The organism is Bacillus sp. 166amftsu, assembly GCF_900107445.1.
Lineage (GTDB): Bacteria > Bacillota > Bacilli > Bacillales > Bacillaceae_G > Bacillus_A > Bacillus_A arachidis.
The window spans coordinates 102,636-122,395 of the sequence record NZ_FNQA01000009.1 but is presented as its reverse complement, the minus strand read 5'-3'; the positions used below and the strand labels follow the sequence as shown (position 1 = coordinate 122,395).

The following is a 19,760-nucleotide window of genomic DNA, read 5'->3' as shown; positions in this document are numbered from 1 at the left end:
GAAAAAATAAATTGTGGATAACTAAAAACACTAGACTTATCCACTGTGAATAAGTTTAGTGTTTTTTACATGAGGACATAATAAAATGAGTTATTATTCTTTTGTAGATAGGTTCGTTATGGTATCCTAATAGTTTAGTGAAGGAAAAAATAATGTTGGAATAGAGAGAAATAAGCAAGCGAGGTGAAAGGACATGGATTTTGATACAATTGCTGCAATTTCCACGGCACTTGGAGAAGGGGCAATTGCCATTGTTCGAGTAAGTGGAGAAGATGCGATTGAAAAGGTCAATCGCATTTTTAAAGGGAAAGATTTAACGAAGGTTTCTTCTCATACAATTCATTACGGTCATATTGTAGACTTAGATAAAAATCAGGTAATTGAAGAAGTAATGGTATCAATTATGCGAGCGCCAAAGACATTTACGCGTGAAAATATTGTAGAAATCAATTGTCACGGTGGCCTTGTTTCCGTAAATAAAGTATTACAACTTATTTTGGCTCAAGGAGTACGTTTGGCAGAGCCAGGTGAATTTACAAAGCGTGCATTTTTAAATGGACGTATTGACTTATCGCAAGCGGAAGCTGTAATGGATTTGATTCGTGCGAAGACAGATCGAGCGATGAATGTAGCAATTAATCAAATGGAAGGGCGATTATCCAAATTAATTGGACGCCTTCGTCAAGAAATTTTAGAAACATTGGCTCATGTAGAAGTGAATATAGATTATCCCGAATACGATGATGTAGAAGAAATGACGCACAATATTTTAATTGAAAAAGCTACACATGTTCGCGGTGAAATTAAAAAAATATTGGAAACGTCTAAGCAAGGGAAAATTTTGCGAGAAGGAATTGCAACGGCGATTATTGGGAGACCGAACGTTGGAAAGTCTTCATTATTAAACAGTCTTGTTCAAGAGAAAAAGGCGATTGTAACTGATATTGCAGGAACAACTCGTGATGTCATTGAAGAGTATGTCAATGTACGTGGGGTTCCACTTAAACTCATAGATACAGCGGGAATTCGTGAAACAGAAGATATTGTTGAACGAATTGGTGTAGAACGTTCAAAAGAAATGATGGGGCAGGCTGATTTAGTCCTAATTGTAGTAAATTATAGTGAAGCATTAACGACTGAAGATGAAGAATTATTCCGTGCTGTGCAAGGAAAAGATTTTATTGTTATTGTAAATAAAACAGACTTACCAAAGCAAATTGATATGGAACGTGTTATAGAATTAGCAGGCACAAATCGCATGATTACAACATCGCTAATTGAGGAAAAAGGTATAGATGAGCTAGAACAAGCTATAGCAGACCTATTCTTTGAAGGAACAATTGAGTCAGCAGATATGACGTATGTTTCTAATGCAAGACATATTGGTTTATTGACACAAGCAGAAAAAACAATTGGGGATGCTATTGAGGCAATAGAAAATGGTGTTCCAATTGATATGGTTCAAATTGATCTAACAAGAACATGGGAAATACTTGGTGAAATTACTGGAGATACAGTTCATGAAAGCTTAATCGACCAATTGTTCTCTCAATTTTGTTTAGGAAAATAACATATAAGTGTTTTAGAAGGATAGATAATCTTAGGAGGAATAAACAATGGGATACAATGCCGGTTCTTACGATGTCATAGTAATCGGTGCAGGTCATGCAGGATGCGAAGCTGGTCTTGCAGCAGCACGTATGGGCTCAAAAACATTAATGTTAACAATTAATTTAGACATGGTAGCTTTTATGCCTTGTAACCCTTCTGTTGGTGGACCAGCAAAAGGGATTGTTGTCCGTGAAATTGATGCTTTAGGCGGCGAGATGGGACGTAATATTGATAAAACACACATCCAAATGCGTATGTTGAATACAGGAAAAGGCCCGGCTGTACGCGCTCTTCGTGCACAAGCAGATAAATTTTCATATCAACACGAATTAAAGAAAACGATTGAGGAAACACCAAATTTAACATTATGTCAAGGAATGGTAGAACGTCTAATTGTTGAGGATGGTGTATGTAAAGGTGTAATTACACAATCAGGTGCTGAATACACAGCGAAAACAGTTGTAATTACAACGGGTACATTTTTACGCGGTGAGATTATCATGGGTGATTTAAAATATTCAAGTGGTCCAAATAATCAACAACCGTCCATCACATTATCTGAGCATTTAGAGGAGCTTGGCCTTGAACTTGTGCGATTTAAAACAGGTACGCCTCCTCGTGTAAATAGTAATACGATTGATTATAGCAAAACAGAAATTCAACCAGGTGATGATAAACCTCGCGCTTTCTCTTTTGAAACAACAAAATTTATTATGGATCAAATTCCATGCTGGTTAACATATACGAGTGAAGAGACACATCGTTTAATCGACCGAAATTTACATCGTTCAGCTATGTATTCTGGTATGATTAAAGGAACGGGTCCTCGTTACTGTCCTTCAATTGAAGATAAAGTGGTCCGTTTCAATGATAAACCACGTCACCAAATTTTCTTAGAACCAGAAGGACGTAATACACAGGAAGTATATGTACAAGGTTTGTCAACAAGCTTACCAGAGGACGTACAACGTGAAATGCTTAAAACAATTCCTGGTTTAGAGAATGTTGAAATGATGCGTACAGGTTATGCCATTGAATATGATGCAATTGTACCGACACAGTTGTGGCCGACACTTGAGACGAAAAAGATTAAAAGTTTATATACAGCGGGGCAAATTAACGGTACGTCTGGCTATGAAGAAGCAGCAGGACAAGGAATTATGGCCGGAATTAACGCTGCATGTCGTTCTTTAGGGAAAAAAGAGGTTATTTTAGGTCGTTCTGATGCTTATATTGGTGTTTTAATTGATGATCTTGTGACGAAAGGGACAAATGAACCGTATCGTCTTTTAACATCCCGAGCTGAATATCGTTTATTATTGCGTCATGATAATGCAGATCTACGTTTAACGGAGATTGGTCATGAAATTGGCTTAATTCCAGAAGAGCGCTATGAGCGTTTTAGCGCGAAAAAAGGACAGATTGATCAAGAAAAGTCACGTTTAGAAAGCATTATTATTAAACCGCGTCCTGAAGTGCAGGAATTAATTCGCAGTGTTGGAGGAAGTGAATTAAAAGATGGAATACGTGCAAGTGATTTACTACGTCGTCCGGAAATGACGTATGAACATATTCGTATTCTTGCACCAAGTGAAGTGGAAATACACGATGAAATCGCTGAACAGGTAGAAATTCAAATTAAGTATGAGGGATATATTGAAAAATCCTTACAACAAGTAGAACGTATGAAAAAAATGGAGAGCAAGAAGATTCCTGTCGACATTGATTACGATGCGATTTCTGGAATCGCTTCTGAAGCGAGACAAAAATTAAAAGATGTTCGTCCTCTGTCTATGGGGCAAGCATCCCGTATTTCCGGAGTAAATCCAGCTGATATTTCCATTTTACTTGTGTATATCGAACAAGGAAAAATTGCGCGAGTATCGAACCAATAAATAAGTAAGGAGATATGGCAAGATGAACATAGAAAAATTTCAATCTATGCTAGGAGAAAGAGGGATTACTCTTTCTCCTAGGCAATTAGAGCAATTTGAAATCTACTTTGAAACATTAGTGGAATGGAATGAGAAAATGAATTTAACAGCTATTACAGAGAAAGAGGAAGTGTATTTAAAACACTTTTTTGACTCGATTACAGCTGCTTTTTATTTTGATTTTTCAAAATCATTCTCCATTTGTGATGTCGGTGCAGGTGCTGGATTTCCAAGTATTCCATTGAAGATTTGTTTCCCGCATTTAAAAATAACAATTGTAGATTCATTGCAAAAACGTATCAATTTTTTAAATCATTTAGCTCAAAAATTAGAGTTAAGTGATGTGGCGTTCTGCCACGATCGTGCCGAAACATTCGGGAAAAAAGAGGGTGTTCGTGAATCATTTGATATCGTAATGGCCCGTGCTGTAGCGCGTCTTTCTGTACTGAGTGAGTTGTGCTTGCCGCTTGTAAAAGTAGGTGGGACATTTATCGCAATGAAAGGCGCGGCTGCCAATGAAGAAATTGAAAACGGTAAGTATGCTTTAGAGGTGCTTGGTGGTGAACTAAAAGAGATCTCTACTTTCCAATTACCATTCGAAGAAAGTGAACGTAACATTTTATCAATTATGAAAAAGCGCAAAACACCAAAGAAATATCCTCGTAAGCCAGGGACACCCAATAAATTACCTATTGAAAAATAAATCTTATTAGACGTAAGATTAAATTATATAAATGAAAACGTAAATGTTTCCTATGAAACATTTCTGTGTAGGACATTCAATAGGCCCAAAGGTGGTGGAATATGTATGAAAAATACGTTTTCTCGTTTATTTGGCTTTGGAGATAAAGAGAGCGAATTCGAATTACAGGAAGAAAGCCATGAAGAAATAAATAAAAAGATACATGAAGAAATACAAGAAATTCTGATAGCAAATATCGTCCCAAATCGTTATCAACCTCGCACAGTTTTTGATGATGCACGTATTGATGAACTTGCTTTGACCATTCGTACACATGGACTTATCCAACCAATTGTTGTAAGGCAATATGAAGAAGGTAAGTATGAAATTATTGCCGGGGAAAGACGTTTTCGTGCTGCAACGAAATTAGGCTGGGAAAAGGTTCCGGCAATTATAAAAAACTTAAATGATACTGAAACAGCTTCTGTTGCTCTAATTGAGAACTTGCAACGTGAAGAGCTAACAGCAATTGAAGAGGCTATCGCTTACCAAAAGTTAATTGAGTTACATAATTTAACACAAGAAGCATTAGCACAAAGGCTCGGAAAAGGACAATCAACAATCGCAAATAAGTTGCGATTATTAAAGTTGCCTGAAGAAATTAAACAAGCATTGCTAGAAAAAAGTATTACAGAACGACATGCCCGTGCTCTCATTCCTTTAAAAAATAAAGAATTACAGTTGAAAGTTTTACAAGAAATTATAGAAAAACAGTTGAATGTAAAACAAACTGAGGAACGTATTGCTAAACTACTGGAAGAAGTAAAACCAAAGCGTAAGGCAAAACAGAAAGCGGTAAGTCGTGATATGCGAATTGCGATGAATACAATTAGACAATCATTACAAATGGTTGCAAACAGTGGACTTAATGTGAATTCTGAAGAAGAAGAATTTGATGAGTACTATCAAATTACAATTAAGATTCCTAAAAAGAAATAATTTATATGTAATAGAGATCTCACTTTTTTTGGGGTCTCTTTTCCTATATTTTTCTTCTTAAATGAAGAAGGAGTTTTAGAATAAATTTTGAAGTTTAATAAGGATGCAAAAGAAAAGTTTTTATTTCATGTTACAATAAACATAATTATTTTTAGAATAAGACAGAAAGGTTGAAAGTAGGTGACATCATGGGAAAAATCATTGCAATTGCTAACCAAAAAGGCGGCGTAGGAAAAACAACAACGTCTGTTAACTTAGGTGCTGGATTAGCACAGGTAGGAAAAAAAGTATTACTTATTGACATTGATGCTCAGGGAAACGCAACGACAGGTGTAGGAATTGAAAAATCGGAGTTAGATCAATGCATTTATAATGTTCTTGTAGAAGATGCAGAAGTTCAAGAGGTTATACAAAAAACCGCAACTGAAAACTTAGATGTTCTACCTGCTACAATTCAATTGGCAGGTGCTGAAATTGAACTGGTACCAACCATTTCCCGGGAAGTTCGTTTACAAAGGGCTTTGCAGCCAATTCGTAATGAATATGATTATATTATCATTGATTGCCCCCCATCTTTGGGCTTATTAACAATTAATGCATTAACAGCAGCAGATTCCGTTATTATTCCAGTTCAATGTGAATACTATGCATTGGAAGGATTGAGTCAATTACTGAATACAGTTCGTCTTGTACAAAAGCATTTAAATAAAAATTTAGCAATTCAAGGTGTACTATTAACGATGTTAGATGCACGTACAAACTTAGGAATTCAGGTTATAGATGAAGTGAAGAAATATTTCCGAGATAAAGTATATCGTTCTATTATTCCACGTAATGTTCGTTTGAGTGAAGCGCCAAGTCATGGGAAACCAATTATGCAGTATGATGCTAAATCGAGGGGTGCAGAAGTGTATATAGATTTAGCAGAGGAAGTGATTGCTGGTGGTTAAAGGATTAGGAAGAGGGATTAATGCGTTCTTTCCAGATTTAGATGTGAAAGAGGAAGAGAAAATTCAAGAAATTACATTAAATGAATTAAGACCCAACCCCTATCAACCGCGTAAAAACTTTCAAAAAGAAGCAATTCAAGAATTGGCAGCATCCATTAAAGAACATGGCATTTTACAACCTTTGATCGTAAGGAAAAGTATTAAAGGATACGAAATTGTTGCTGGTGAACGAAGGTACCGAGCTGCAAAAGAGGCACATCTTGAAAAAGTTCCAGCTGTTGTTCGAGAATTAAATGAACAGCAAATGATGGAATTTGCTTTGTTAGAAAATTTACAACGTGAAGATTTAAATCCAATGGAAGAGGCTGTGGCATATCAAATGCTAATGGATGAGTTGAATGTGACTCAGGAGCAATTAGCAAAACGTCTCGGAAAAAGTAGACCATATATCGCTAATTATGTTCGGTTGCTTACACTCCCTTCATTTGTTCAAGAAATGATTGCCGATGGAAATCTATCGATGGCACATGGACGGACATTACTTACAATAAAAGACGAGGAAAAACTAAAGTCATTGTTGAAGCGCATTGAAAAGGAAGGATTGAATGTTAGACAGCTAGAGCAAATTGTTCAACAGATGCACCAGCGCGTTTCACGTGAAACAAAGAAAGTGAAACGCGAACGAAATATATTTTTCGAAGAACGTGAAACGCTATTAAGGGAAAAATTCGGAACGGGTGTGAAAATTAAAGAAACAAAGAAAGAAAAAGGGAAAATCGAAATAGAATTTTTCAATAAAGAAGATTTAAATCGTATTTTAGAATTATTATCTAGGGAAAACTGAAAAGCAAACCATCTTTTTGTTTATAGATGGTTTGCTTTTTTCAATACGGATAATTTTTGGTCTGTTTCCTTTATGCTCTGGGCAATAACGCCTGCCATTTTCATAACTAGATTTAATCTCGTATTCTGTAAGACAAAAAATTCCATAAAACCGTTTAAATTTACGATACCATGTATGTGTAGCTCACCGATTGCTGGTAACTTTTTATTCATCGCTGCACCAGGTTTACTAGGTCCTTCACCAACAGTTATGGAACCGATGTTTTGGGATTTTCCAAGACAAGCATCGATTGCAATAATAAAAGAATCTGGTATAGAATTTTGTATATTCTGAATATTATCTTCGAGATTTAGGGCGTGAATAGGTTCGTCAAGTGTGCCGAATACGTGGAAGTTTTGAATGTTCATTTGTTCTAGTTTAGATCCGACTAATGGGCCAAGTGCGTCACCGGTTGAGCGATCTGTTCCAATGCAAATTATGCTGAGGGGTGTATTTTCATGAGTAGGTATGTGTGAGAGAAGAAAATCACTGATTATTGTACAAGCTTCTAAATCATGATGCATGACATTTTGCGATTTTTTTTCAAAAAAAGGTAAGCGAAAACTTCCGATATTCATGAAGCATCCATCCTTTTGATAAATTTTATAATTCGTTGTAAAAGTTTTTGGCTTTAGAATTTATTTTATAAAGCTTTAGTAATTGGGAGGTTAATTCTCAGGAATTCAATAAAAATTAATATGGAAAATTATAAGTTCTTTATTTTTGTAAGCCGTTTATAAAATCGGAAATAATAGTACTAGTATATATATATCACTACTATTTTATACCTGGATAGAAGTAAACAAGCACAAATAAGATAATAAATTTTTTTCAGAAATAGGGAAAACTTCTGATACAATAAAGGGGATAGAAACAGAAATTTTTGCTGGAGAGGTAGAGGTATATGGATTTATTAGAGAAATGGTTTCATGCTATAAATTGGGCTCATATAGGAATGGGCGCACTAAAAATAATAATTATTTTAGTACTTGGTGCAATAGTTGTTCGTCTTGCTAGAGCGATTGTTCGAAAGGCATTTCATATGGGAAGCCGCTCACCGATTCAAATTTCGGAGCGTCGTACAGTTACTGTAGCTAAATTACTTGAAAATATTGTAGCATACGTTGTTATATTTATTATGTTAATTGCGATTTTAGGGGTATTTGGGATTAATGCAGCAGGTTTATTGGCCGGTGCTGGGGTCATTGGTTTAGCAATCGGTTTTGGTGCTCAAAGTTTAGTGAAAGATGTTATTACAGGATTATTTATTTTGTTAGAAGATCAATTTTCAGTTGGTGATTATGTTCGTATCGGCCAATTTGAAGGTGTCGTTTTAGAAATTGGATTACGTACAACGAAGATGAAAAGTTGGACAGGGGAAATCCATATTCTTCCTAATGGGAGCATTATACAGGTAACAAACTTTTCCATTAGTAATAGTGTTGCATTTGTTGATGTATCGATTTCCTATGATAGTGATATCGTGCGTGCAGAGCAGATAATTGAAGAGTTACTAGAAGAATTACCAGAAAAATATGAGCAAATGGTAGCAACACCTCAATTATTAGGTATTCAAACACTTGGTGCATCTGACGTTGTGCTCCGTGTAATTGCTGAAGTGGAACCGATGCAGCATGCACCTACTGCTAGAGCGCTTCGTAAAGAAATTAAAAATCGTCTTGATTTACACGGCATTGAGATTCCATATCCACATATGGTTTTATATAATCGTAAAGAGATGGTTAATCAAAAAGCAAATTAATGACGAGGGGAGTTTAGAGGGTGGAACAAAAGCGATATAACTTGTACGATGTTGTGGAAATGAAGAAGGCCCATCCGTGTGGTGCAAATCGTTGGAAAATTATTCGTATGGGAATGGATATCCGCATTAAGTGCGAGGGGTGTGGCCATTCGGTAATGATTCCTCGAAGAGAGTTTGATCGTAAGGTGAAAAAAATTCTTGTAAAGCACGAAGAATAGAGAAGAAGTAACAGTTGCTTTAAGCGGCTGTTACTTTTTTTGGCTTTTAGGGAACTTGTCATTTTATTCGTTACTATCTATAATGATGGAAGATTGAGACATAGGAGTGAAAAATATGGGATTAACGGCTGGGATTGTTGGTTTACCTAACGTAGGGAAATCAACATTATTTAATGCAATTACACAAGCGGGAGCAGAATCTGCAAACTATCCGTTTTGTACAATTGATCCGAACGTAGGGATTGTAGAGGTACCGGATGATCGCTTAAATAAACTAACGGAACTAGTAGAACCTAAGAAAACTGTTCCAACTGTATTTGAATTTACTGATATCGCAGGTATCGTAAAAGGCGCAAGTAAAGGTGAAGGACTAGGAAATAAATTTTTATCTCATATCCGTCAAGTAGATGCGATTTGCCAAGTTGTTCGTTGTTTTGAGGATGAAAATATTACACACGTTTCAGGAAAAGTAGATCCAATTGATGATATTGAAACGATTAACTTAGAGTTAATCTTAGCTGATTTAGAATCTGTTGATAAGCGTATTGAACGTGTAGCAAAATTAGCAAGACAAAAGGATAAAGAAGCCGTATATGAACATGAAATTTTAGTTCGTTTAAAAGAGGCGTTTGAAGAGGGAAAACCAGCTCGTACTGTTGAATTTACAGAAGAACAAATGAAAATTGTTAAAGGTCTTCATTTGCTTACAACGAAAGAAATGTTATATGTAGCGAACGTGAGTGAAGATGATATTATGGATCCATCTGAGAATAAATATGTGCAGATGGTAAAAGAATTTGCAGCGAATGAAAATTCACAAGTAATCGTTGTTTGTGCGAAAATTGAATCGGAAATTGCTGAGCTAGACGAGGAAGAGAAAAAGGTATTCCTCGAGGAGTTAGGTATTGAAGAATCAGGCTTAGACCAGTTAATTCGTGCCGCATACGATTTATTAGGATTAGCTACTTATTTCACAGCTGGTGTACAAGAAGTGCGTGCGTGGACATTCAAAAAAGGTATGAAGGCACCTCAATGTGCTGGTGTTATTCATACAGACTTTGAACGTGGATTTATTCGTGCTGAAACAGTTTCTTATGCTGATTTAATGGAGAACGGCTCTATGACAGCGGCTAAGGAAGCTGGAAAAGTACGTTTAGAAGGAAAAGAGTATATCGTAAAAGATGGAGATGTTATGCACTTCCGCTTTAACGTGTAATTCTATATTTCCTAGGAAAAATAGGGATATAAACTTGGTGAACATATCATATGTTTGCCAAGTTTTTTATTTATTGGTGAGTTGATTCATCTAACTTACTATGATATAATCTAAACTCGTGAGTAATTACTATATAATTAATTGCTCCTTGCCCATTATGGGCCGTTTAGACCAAAAGGAGGTGAAAGTGTAATGAAAAAGTACGAAATCATGTACATCATCCGTCCAAACATGGAGGAAGAAGCTCAAAAAGCTTTAGTTGAGCGCTTTGCAGGCGTTTTAACTAACAATGGTGCAGAAATCATTAACACGAAAGAGTGGGGTAAGCGTCGTTTAGCTTACGAAATCAACGACTTACGTGACGGTTTCTACATGATCTTAAACGTAAATTCTAACGCAGAAGCTGTTAAAGAATTCGATCGTTTAGCTAAGATCAACGAAGATATCCTTCGTCACATCGTTGTTAAAGAAGAAGAAAAATAATTAAGATATATAGGGAGAGTGGTTCGATTGATGAATCGTGTTATCCTCGTTGGTCGTTTAACTAAGGACCCTGACTTACGTTACACGCCCAATGGTGTTGCGGTAGCTACTTTCACGTTAGCTGTAAATCGCGCATTTGCGAATCAACAAGGTGAGCGTGAAGCTGACTTTATTAATTGTGTAATATGGCGTAAACAAGCAGAAAACGTGGCGAATTATTTGAAAAAAGGTAGCTTAGCAGGCGTAGATGGACGTCTTCAAACTCGTAATTATGAGGGACAAGATGGTAAACGTGTATATGTAACAGAGGTTCTTGCGGAGAGCGTACAATTTTTAGAGCCGCGTAATAGCGGCGGGGAGCAACGTGGTTCATTCAATCAGCAACCATCAGGAGCTGGTTACGGTAACCAAGGCTCTAACCCATTTGGTCAATCTAGTAATTCAGGTAACTCTGGATTTACGAAGAATGACGATCCATTTTCAAATGTAGGTCAACCGATTGATATTTCGGACGACGATTTACCATTTTAATGGTATGAATCGGTTATTTTTAACAAAGAATGGAGGGAAATAGACATGGCAGGACGCAAAGGTGGACGTGCGAAACGTCGTAAGGTGTGTTTCTTCACATCTAACGGTATTACTCGCATTGACTATAAAGATGTTGATTTATTAAAACGTTTCGTTTCTGAGCGTGGTAAAATTTTACCTCGTCGTGTAACAGGAACAAGCGCAAAATACCAACGCAAACTTACAGTTGCAATTAAACGTGCTCGTCAAATGGCACTTTTACCATATGTTGGTGAATAATAGCGTATGAAATGCACAGTAGAGTCGGACTCTACTGTGCATTTTGCTATGCTTTTCTTTTTAGAAAGAGGAGGTAAAAGATGAAACGTACAAGGCTTATTACAGAAGGGGCAGTTTTGTTAGCTGTATATGCAGTTTTACTTTTAACGTTCTTGTATGTACCCGTTATAAGTATGGTTGCAATATTTGCACTGCCATTACCTTTTTTATTGTTTATGGTAAGATACCCGTTTTCTAATACATGCATGCTTCTTGGGGCGGCAATTCTTATTACTATTATTGTTAGTTCACCACTTAGTCTTGTGAATACATTTATGTCAGGCATAATAGGCATCTCTTTAGGATATATGTATAAGAAGAAAAAAGAGCCAGCGGAGATATTATTGGTAGGGACGCTTGTATATTTGCTTAATTTTGTACTAGTCTATGTAGCGAGTATACAATTTTTTAACATAGATTTTCTTAAGGAAATGCAAGATATGTTCAAACAAGGAATGGAACAAAGTGAAGAAATAATGAAGGCAGCGGGTGCGCCAATTAGCCAAGAGCAAAAAGATTTGTTAGGGCAATTCAGTGATATGCTACGAATTCTTTTGCCAAGTTTGTTTGTAATGGTTTCTTTAATATATTCTTGGATTACAGTATTAATAGCAGGTAATGTTTTAAAGAGATTGAAGTATACTGTAGCACCGTGGCCTAAGTTTAAGGATATGCAATTGCCAAAAAGCATTGTTTGGTATTATGTTGTATTCATTTTACTTTCAACATTTATGAAGGTTGAATCAGATTCATATGTATATATGGCATTTTCTAATCTATATGCCATCTTTTCATTGCTACTTTTATTCCAAGGTTTTTCATTTATAGCCTTCTTCGCGCATGCAAAAGGTTATGCAAAAGCTATTCCTATTCTCAGCTTTATCGTATGTATGATTATTCCAATGTTGTTTCCTCTAGTCACAATCTTAGGTATAATTGATTTAGGCTTTTCGTTACGTTTTAAAATACAATCAAAATAAGCGAGAACGAGAAATGAAACCAGCTCGGTGAAACTCTCATTACCAATCGTGCTTTTCGTTTTTTTGCATATAAATCACTGCAATGAAATGAAAGGAGACCCGCACTGATTTTCTCACGCTGTTTTCACTTGGCATGGGTGGGAAGAGAATCTGACCGTTTCTATGCATAGTTGGAGGCTTTCTCATACCTAAAAAGTAAGGTTTTATATCGGTTTTTCAATTTGTATTTATATAAAGTTTATTATGTGACGTAAGCTTTTAGTGGAAGTTTAACTTAGGGCGTTTAATTTGTTCAACTAGCTACTGATGGAAATTGAATAATTTCCTATTTGTGTTAGTTTTACTTTATAGGAGTTGGGTACATGCCTGAATTTTATAAGAGCCAGCGGTTTTTATATCCTGTTTATGTATTGGCATTTTTTATGTTTGTGCTTATTACCATTCTAGGTTATTTTCACTGGATAATGGGAATGGCCGCTTTTTTTATTTTTTGTATTGTTCTCTTTTTGGTAATTCGATTTGAGTTGGCCTTTCAGAGGAGTTTCGAAAAGTACACAACAGAAATGATTACAAGAGTAAAGAAAGTGAGCAATGAAGCGTTTAATCAAATGCCAATTGGTATTTTGTTATACAATAAGGATTATGGAATTGATTGGGCAAATCCTTATTTGTCTTCTTGTTTGGGGCAACACTCTTTAGCAGGATGGCATTTGTATGATGTGTCAGAAACGTTACTTCTCTTTATTAAAGGAGAAACAGCTGATGATATTGTATCTTTAAATAAACGTAAGTTTCGTGTGTTTGTAAGAAAAGAAGAAAAGTTAATTTACTTCTTTGATGTAACAGAGCAAACGGAAATTGAAAAAATGTACGAGGATCAACGTACAGTTCTCGCAATTATTTATTTAGACAACTATGATGAAGTTACACAAGGATTGGATGATCAATTACGTACGAACATCACGAGCTTGGTGACATCACGCCTAAATGAGTGGGCTCTCAAATACGGCGCATATTTAAAACGAGCTTCTTCGGAGCGCTTCTTCGTTGTGTTAAATGAAAGTATTTTGGCACAAATGGAGAAAGGAAAGTTTGATATTTTAGATCAAGTACGTGAGGAAACATCAAAACGAAATATTTCACTTACACTAAGTGTTGGTGTGGGATCGGGCGACTTATCTTTATCAGAGCTTGGGGCTATGGCTCAATCTGGCTTAGATCTTGCTTTAGGACGAGGTGGAGATCAAGTTGTGATTAAACAGGCAACAGGAAAAGTGAAATTTTACGGTGGTAAAACAAATCCGGTTGAAAAACGCACACGTGTACGTGCGAGAGTTATCTCGCATGCGTTAAAAGATTTAGTGTTAGAGAGCAGTAATGTTATTATAATGGGTCATCGGGCTCCTGATATGGATGCGATTGGAGCAGCCATCGGAATTTTAAAAGTAGCACAGTTAAATGAGCGTGAAGGATACATTGTATTAGACGAGAATGATTCTGATAAAGGTATTAAACGCTTAATGGATAAAGTGAAGCAAAATGAGGAATTATGGTCTCATTTTATTACGCCACAGCAGGCTATGGAATTTGCAACGGATGATTCATTACTTGTTGTTGTTGACACTCACAAACCTTCAATGGTGATGGAGGAAAAACTTTTGCATAAGATTGAAAACGTAGTTGTAATCGACCATCATCGCCGTGGTGAAGAATTTATTGAGGGTCCTCTTCTTGTGTACATGGAGCCATATGCGTCTTCGACAGCTGAGCTTGTAACTGAGCTTCTTGAATATCAGCCAAAACGTTTGAAAATGACGATGTTAGAAGCAACAGCATTACTTGCAGGGATTATAGTGGATACGAAAAGCTTTACATTCCGGACAGGTGCCCGTACATTTGATGCAGCTTCTTATCTACGTTCGCACGGAGCGGATACAGTTCTTGTACAAGAATTATTAAAAGAAGACATGCAGCAGTATTTACGAGTTGCAAAAACGATTCAAAATGCTTACATTTATAAAAATGGAATTGCAATTGCAAAAGCAGAAGGCGATGAATATTATGATCAAATATTAATCGCACAATCAGCCGATACTTTGCTAACAATGACAGGAGTAATTGCTTCTTTTGTCATTGCGAAACGTGGGGAAACCTTCATTGGAATTAGTGGGCGTTCTTTAGGTGAAGTGAATGTGCAACTAATTATGGAAAACCTAGGTGGTGGTGGACATTTAACAAATGCTGCTACACAAATGCAAAATATAAAGGTCGATGAAGCTGAAGAAAAACTTCAAAGTGTTATTGATGATTATTTACAGGGAGGCACACAATCATGAAAGTAATTTTTCTAAAAGACGTAAAAGGTAAAGGTAAAAAAGGAGAAGTAAAAAACGTACCAGACGGTTATGCAAATAACTTCTTATTAAAACAAGGATTAGCTGCAGAAGCAACAAATAGTAGCATGAAAACATTAGAGGCGCAAAAGCGTAAAGAAGAAAAAGATGCAGCAGCTGAGCTTGAAAACGCGAAAAAACAAAAAGAAACTTTAGAAAAATTAACAGTAGAATTAAAAGCAAAATCAGGCGAAGGTGGCCGTTTGTTTGGTTCTATTACAAGTAAACAAATTGTAGATGCGTTGCAAAAGGCACACAATATTAAACTTGATAAACGCAAGTTCGAAATGGATGATGCAATTCGTGCATTAGGATATACAAATGTAACTGTGAAATTACATCCACAAGTAACAGCAACAGTAAAAGTTCATGTTCGTGAACAATAAAAATAAGTTAGGCAAGGAGGATTGCGTATGAGTGACGTGCTTGCTGATCGTACCCCTCCGCATAATATAGAGGCCGAGCAAGCGGTTTTAGGGGCGATTTTCCTCGATCAAGATGCGTTAACGTCGGCTTCAGAACTGCTGCTATCTGAATCTTTTTATCGGACAGCACACCAAAAGATTTTTGGAGTTATGCTTGAACTATCTGATAAAGGAGAACCAATTGATTTAGTTACTGCAACAGCAGCACTTGCTGACCAAGGTTTGCTAGAAGAGGTTGGTGGTGTTTCCTATTTAGCTGAATTAGCAGAGGCTGTTCCGACAGCTGCTAACGTAGAGTATTATGCACGTATTATTGCAGAAAAAGCACTTTTGCGTCGTTTGATCCGAACAGCAACTCACATTGTATCAGATGGTTATGAACGTGAAGATGATGTAGAGGGCTTGCTAAATGAAGCAGAGAAAAAAATATTAGAAGTATCACATCAAACAAATGCAAAAGCATTCCAAAATATTAAGGATGTTCTTGTAGATGCTTATGATAAAATTGAACTTTTGCATAATCAAAAAGGTGAAGTTACAGGGATACCAACTGGGTTTACTGAATTAGATAAGATGACAGCAGGATTTCAGCGTAACGATTTAATCATTGTGGCAGCCCGCCCTTCGGTGGGAAAAACGGCATTTTCACTGAATATCGCACAGAATGTGGCAACTAAAACAGATGAAAATGTAGCAATTTTTAGTTTAGAGATGGGTGCTGATCAACTTGTTATGCGTATGCTTTGTGCAGAAGGAAATATTGATGCGCAAAGACTTCGTACTGGCTCGTTAACTTCGGATGATTGGGCAAAGTTGACAATGGCAATGGGAAGTCTTTCGAATGCAGGGATATATATTGATGATACGCCAGGAATTCGAGTTAGTGAAATTCGTGCGAAATGCCGCAGATTAAAGCAAGAACAGGGACTTGGAATGATTTTAATCGATTACTTACAGCTTATTCAAGGTAGTGGGAAATCTGGTGAAAACCGTCAGCAGGAAGTGTCTGAAATTTCCCGTACATTAAAAGGAATTGCGCGTGAGCTACAAGTTCCTGTTATTGCCTTATCTCAGCTTTCTCGTGGTGTTGAATCTCGTCAAGATAAACGTCCGATGATGTCTGATATTCGTGAATCAGGAAGTATTGAGCAGGATGCCGATATTGTGGCCTTCTTGTATCGTGAGGATTACTATGATCGTGAAACGGAAAATAAAAACACGATTGAAATTATTATTGCCAAGCAACGTAATGGTCCGGTAGGATCTGTAGAGCTTGCATTCGTGAAGGAATTTAACAAATTCGTAAACTTAGAGCGACGTTTCGATGATGGACATGCGCCACCGGCATAGTAGAAGTATAAAAAAGAAACGCATTTCTTATAATAAGATGTGTTTCTTTTTTTTTTTATATAAGATAGGGCTTTTATCGTGTGAATAAAGAATTCTTACGAACGAAACCGATAAAAGGTAAAAAAATGTTCGTTTTTAAATTGACTTCTTTTTTCATTTTGGTACAATTATATTGTTTGAAAAGTTCGTTTGAAAATTGCGGAGGTGCTTTAATAATGTCTTCAGTAGTAGTTGTAGGAACACAGTGGGGCGATGAAGGAAAAGGTAAAATTACTGATTTTCTTTCTGAGCATGCGGAAGTAGTTGCAAGATATCAAGGTGGAAATAACGCTGGGCATACAATTGTTTTTGGCGGAGTTAAATATAAATTACACTTAATTCCATCTGGTATTTTCTATAAAGAAAAAATTTGTGTAATCGGAAACGGTATGGTAGTAGATCCGAAAGCATTACTTGTAGAGTTAAAATACTTACACGATCGTGGTGTAAGCACTGATAACTTACGTATTAGTAACCGTGCACACGTTATCTTACCTTATCACTTAAAACAAGATGAGTTAGAAGAAGAGAGTAAAGGCGATAACAAAATCGGTACTACGAAAAAAGGTATCGGTCCTGCATATATGGATAAAGCTGCTCGTATTGGTATCCGTATGGCTGATTTATTAGATCGTGAAGCATTTAAAGAAAAGCTTGAACGCAGTTTAGCAGAGAAAAATCGTTTATTTGAAAAAATGTACGATACAGAAGGTTTCAGTGTAGAAGAAATCTTTGAGGAGTACTTCGAATATGGACAACAAATCGCACAATATGTATGCGATACATCTGTCGTATTAAATGATGCATTAGATGACAACCGTCGCGTATTATTTGAAGGTGCACAAGGTGTTATGCTTGATATTGACCATGGTACGTACCCATTCGTTACATCTTCTAACCCAGTTGCTGGTGGTGTGACAATCGGATCTGGTGTTGGTCCTTCAAAAGTTAATCGTGTAGTAGGTGTGTGTAAAGCATATACAAGCCGTGTTGGTGACGGTCCATTCCCTACTGAACTTCATGATGAAATTGGTCATCAAATTCGTGAAGTTGGTCGTGAATATGGTACAACAACAGGTCGTCCACGCCGCGTAGGTTGGTTTGATAGTGTTGTTGTAAGACATGCACGTCGTGTTAGTGGTTTAACGGATTTATCATTAAACTCTATCGATGTATTAACGGGTATTCCAACTGTTAAAATCTGTGTTGCTTACAAATACAACGGAGAAGTTTTAGATGAAGTTCCAGCAAACTTAAACATTTTAGCAAAATGTGAGCCTGTTTACGAAGAGCTTCCAGGTTGGACGGAAGATATTACTGGTGTAAGATCATTAGATGAGCTTCCTGAAAATGCAAGAAAATATGTAGAGCGTGTTTCTGAATTAACAGGAATTCAATTATCTATGTTCTCAGTTGGTCCAGATCGTAATCAAACAAACATCGTTCGTAACGTATACGGTGGTTAATTAGGATAAAATGGATTTATTTAAGAAAAAACTCATGCTTACATGAGTTTTTTCTTATCTTTTGTAAAAAAAATATAAAAAAGTATTGCAAACATAAAAGTTCTTATGGTAAGATAACTCTTGTCGTCACGAAAATATGACGTTGGTGAGTATGAGCCATTAGCTCAGTTGGTAGAGCATCTGACTTTTAATCAGAGGGTCGAAGGTTCGAGTCCTTCATGGCTCACCATTTTATTTTTCGTGGCCCGTTGGTCAAGTGGTTAAGACACCGCCCTTTCACGGCGGTAACACGGGTTCGAATCCCGTACGGGTCATGTTATATATATATGTTTTGTGGTCCCGTGGTGTAGTGGTTAACATGCCTGCCTGTCACGCAGGAGATCGCCGGTTCGACCCCGGTCGGGACCGCCACTTTTGTTTATACCACCATTAGTGGTTTTATATATATGTTTTGGCTCGGTAGCTCAGTCGGTAGAGCAGAGGACTGAAAATCCTCGTGTCGGCGGTTCGATTCCGTCCCGAGCCACTCTCAGGATATTAAGTGGACCCACTTAATATCCTTTTTATATTGTTCAATTTTACAAATGAGAGTAGTTATTTTACAATAGAATGAGAAGCCTCTAGCAGTTGAAGCTAGAGGTTTTTCTATAGATTATACAGCGTTCCATATGTAAGGGAACCATACATGATTCTAGGAGAATAGAGGATAAAATACTCAAACAAGGGATAAAGTTGTATAGATATATACTATGTAAAGAATTGTGCATGTTTGAGGATGAATGACCATATTTTTATTAGGAGGAACTACACAATGATGGGAAAGAAAATCTTAGTCGTTGATGATGAGAAACCAATTGCGGATATTTTAAAATTCAATTTAGAAAAAGAAGGTTTTGAAATTGTCATGGCACATGATGGTGACGAAGCTATTGAAAAGGCAAACGAAGAACAACCAGATATGGTTTTACTGGATATTATGTTACCGGGGAAAGATGGATTAGAAGTTTGTCGTGAAATACGAAAAAGTTCTGAAATGCCAATTATTATGTTAACTGCAAAAGACTCTGAAATCGATAAAGTGTTGGGATTAGAGCTTGGTGCAGATGATTATGTAACAAAACCATTTAGTACACGTGAATTATTGGCACGTGTAAAAGCAAACTTGCGTCGACATCAACAAGGTGGCTCAGCCGAAAAAGAAGAAAATACAGAAATGGTTATTGGACCAATTATAATTAATCCAAATGCGTACAGCGTAACAAAAAGAGATGAAAGCATCGAACTTACGCATCGTGAATTTGAATTACTTCACTATTTGGCGAAGCATTTAGGACAAGTTATGACACGTGAACATTTATTACAAACAGTTTGGGGATACGATTATTTTGGAGATGTACGTACAGTAGATGTAACAGTACGTCGTTTACGTGAAAAAATCGAAGATAACCCAAGTCATCCAACTTTAATTGTAACAAGACGTGGAGTAGGGTATTACTTGCGTGATCCAGAGCAGGAATAGT

19 protein-coding genes and 4 tRNA genes are annotated in these 19,760 nt (G+C 36.6%); 22 read left to right on the top strand and 1 reads right to left on the bottom strand.

Going from position 1 to position 19,760, the window contains the following annotated elements; all coding sequences use genetic code 11:
• Positions 1-193: 193 nt before the first annotated feature.
• The 6 genes from mnmE (at position 194) to BLV40_RS19030 (ending at position 7,020) form a co-directional block, all read left to right on the top strand.
• A complete protein-coding gene (gene mnmE / locus BLV40_RS19055) occupies positions 194-1,570 on the top strand; it encodes a tRNA uridine-5-carboxymethylaminomethyl(34) synthesis GTPase MnmE (RefSeq protein ID WP_026592167.1) in 1,377 nt (458 codons plus the stop codon).
• A 46-nt stretch (positions 1,571-1,616) separates the two neighbouring features.
• A complete protein-coding gene (gene mnmG / locus BLV40_RS19050) occupies positions 1,617-3,506 on the top strand; it encodes a tRNA uridine-5-carboxymethylaminomethyl(34) synthesis enzyme MnmG (protein WP_090692830.1) in 1,890 nt (629 codons plus the stop codon).
• Positions 3,507-3,528: 22 nt separating this feature from the next.
• Positions 3,529-4,248, top strand: coding sequence for a 16S rRNA (guanine(527)-N(7))-methyltransferase RsmG (rsmG, locus tag BLV40_RS19045; protein WP_026592165.1), 720 nt, complete (start codon positions 3,529-3,531; stop codon positions 4,246-4,248).
• Positions 4,249-4,353: 105 nt separating this feature from the next.
• Positions 4,354-5,226 carry a nucleoid occlusion protein gene (noc, locus tag BLV40_RS19040; protein ID WP_026592164.1) on the top strand — a complete coding sequence of 291 codons (873 nt, stop codon included), beginning with the start codon at positions 4,354-4,356 and terminating at the stop codon, positions 5,224-5,226.
• A gap of 188 nt (positions 5,227-5,414) precedes the next feature.
• Complete coding sequence (gene soj, locus BLV40_RS19035; RefSeq protein ID WP_026592163.1) at positions 5,415-6,176, top strand: sporulation initiation inhibitor protein Soj; 762 nt, start codon at positions 5,415-5,417, stop codon at positions 6,174-6,176.
• Positions 6,169-7,020 (top strand): ParB/RepB/Spo0J family partition protein, encoded by an 852-nt coding sequence (locus BLV40_RS19030; RefSeq protein ID WP_026592162.1) that lies wholly within the window; start codon positions 6,169-6,171, stop codon positions 7,018-7,020. Before soj ends, BLV40_RS19030 begins: the two co-directional genes overlap by 8 nt.
• Positions 7,021-7,040: 20 nt before the next feature.
• On the opposite strand, the gene yyaC is transcribed toward BLV40_RS19030, so the two are convergent.
• Entirely contained in the window at positions 7,041-7,637 is a 597-nt protein-coding gene (gene yyaC, locus BLV40_RS19025; RefSeq protein ID WP_090692827.1) for a spore protease YyaC, read from the bottom strand.
• A 326-nt stretch (positions 7,638-7,963) separates the two neighbouring features.
• On the opposite strand from yyaC, the gene BLV40_RS19020 reads away from it, so the two are divergent.
• From BLV40_RS19020 to walR, 16 genes are all read left to right on the top strand, one after another.
• The gene (locus BLV40_RS19020) at positions 7,964-8,821 is read left to right on the top strand and encodes a mechanosensitive ion channel family protein (RefSeq protein WP_026592160.1); all 858 of its coding nucleotides are present in this window, start codon (positions 7,964-7,966) and stop codon (positions 8,819-8,821) included.
• A 20-nt stretch (positions 8,822-8,841) separates the two neighbouring features.
• Positions 8,842-9,039, top strand: a complete 198-nt coding sequence (locus tag BLV40_RS19015; protein ID WP_090692824.1) for a DUF951 domain-containing protein — start codon at positions 8,842-8,844, stop codon at positions 9,037-9,039.
• A gap of 115 nt (positions 9,040-9,154) precedes the next feature.
• A complete protein-coding gene (gene ychF, locus BLV40_RS19010) occupies positions 9,155-10,255 on the top strand; it encodes a redox-regulated ATPase YchF (RefSeq protein ID WP_026592159.1) in 1,101 nt (366 codons plus the stop codon).
• A 192-nt stretch (positions 10,256-10,447) separates the two neighbouring features.
• Entirely contained in the window at positions 10,448-10,738 is a 291-nt protein-coding gene (gene rpsF, locus BLV40_RS19005) for a 30S ribosomal protein S6 (RefSeq protein WP_026592158.1), read from the top strand.
• A 27-nt stretch (positions 10,739-10,765) separates the two neighbouring features.
• The gene (gene ssb / locus BLV40_RS19000; RefSeq protein WP_026592157.1) at positions 10,766-11,269 is read left to right on the top strand and encodes a single-stranded DNA-binding protein; all 504 of its coding nucleotides are present in this window, start codon (positions 10,766-10,768) and stop codon (positions 11,267-11,269) included.
• A 45-nt stretch (positions 11,270-11,314) separates the two neighbouring features.
• The gene (rpsR, locus tag BLV40_RS18995) at positions 11,315-11,548 is read left to right on the top strand and encodes a 30S ribosomal protein S18 (RefSeq protein WP_000918874.1); all 234 of its coding nucleotides are present in this window, start codon (positions 11,315-11,317) and stop codon (positions 11,546-11,548) included.
• Between the two features lie 80 nt (positions 11,549-11,628).
• A complete protein-coding gene (locus BLV40_RS18990) occupies positions 11,629-12,567 on the top strand; it encodes a YybS family protein (RefSeq protein WP_090692820.1) in 939 nt (312 codons plus the stop codon).
• 362 nt (positions 12,568-12,929) lie between these two features.
• Complete coding sequence (locus BLV40_RS18985; protein ID WP_026592155.1) at positions 12,930-14,903, top strand: DHH family phosphoesterase; 1,974 nt, start codon at positions 12,930-12,932, stop codon at positions 14,901-14,903.
• Positions 14,900-15,346 (top strand): 50S ribosomal protein L9, encoded by a 447-nt coding sequence (gene rplI, locus BLV40_RS18980; RefSeq protein ID WP_026592154.1) that lies wholly within the window; start codon positions 14,900-14,902, stop codon positions 15,344-15,346. The genes BLV40_RS18985 and rplI overlap by 4 nt, the downstream gene beginning before the upstream one ends.
• A gap of 27 nt (positions 15,347-15,373) precedes the next feature.
• Entirely contained in the window at positions 15,374-16,735 is a 1,362-nt protein-coding gene (gene dnaB / locus BLV40_RS18975) for a replicative DNA helicase (protein ID WP_026592153.1), read from the top strand.
• A gap of 215 nt (positions 16,736-16,950) precedes the next feature.
• The gene (locus tag BLV40_RS18970) at positions 16,951-18,240 is read left to right on the top strand and encodes an adenylosuccinate synthase (protein WP_026592152.1); all 1,290 of its coding nucleotides are present in this window, start codon (positions 16,951-16,953) and stop codon (positions 18,238-18,240) included.
• A gap of 153 nt (positions 18,241-18,393) precedes the next feature.
• Positions 18,394-18,469: transfer RNA gene (locus BLV40_RS18965), tRNA-Lys, on the top strand.
• A gap of 13 nt (positions 18,470-18,482) precedes the next feature.
• A tRNA-Glu gene (locus tag BLV40_RS18960) sits at positions 18,483-18,554 on the top strand.
• Positions 18,555-18,575: 21 nt separating this feature from the next.
• Positions 18,576-18,651 (top strand) — tRNA-Asp (locus BLV40_RS18955).
• A 42-nt stretch (positions 18,652-18,693) separates the two neighbouring features.
• A tRNA-Phe gene (locus tag BLV40_RS18950) sits at positions 18,694-18,766 on the top strand.
• A 285-nt stretch (positions 18,767-19,051) separates the two neighbouring features.
• Positions 19,052-19,759 carry a cell wall metabolism DNA-binding response regulator WalR gene (gene walR / locus BLV40_RS18945; RefSeq protein WP_026592151.1) on the top strand — a complete coding sequence of 236 codons (708 nt, stop codon included), beginning with the start codon at positions 19,052-19,054 and terminating at the stop codon, positions 19,757-19,759.
• Position 19,760: the final 1 nt, after the last annotated feature.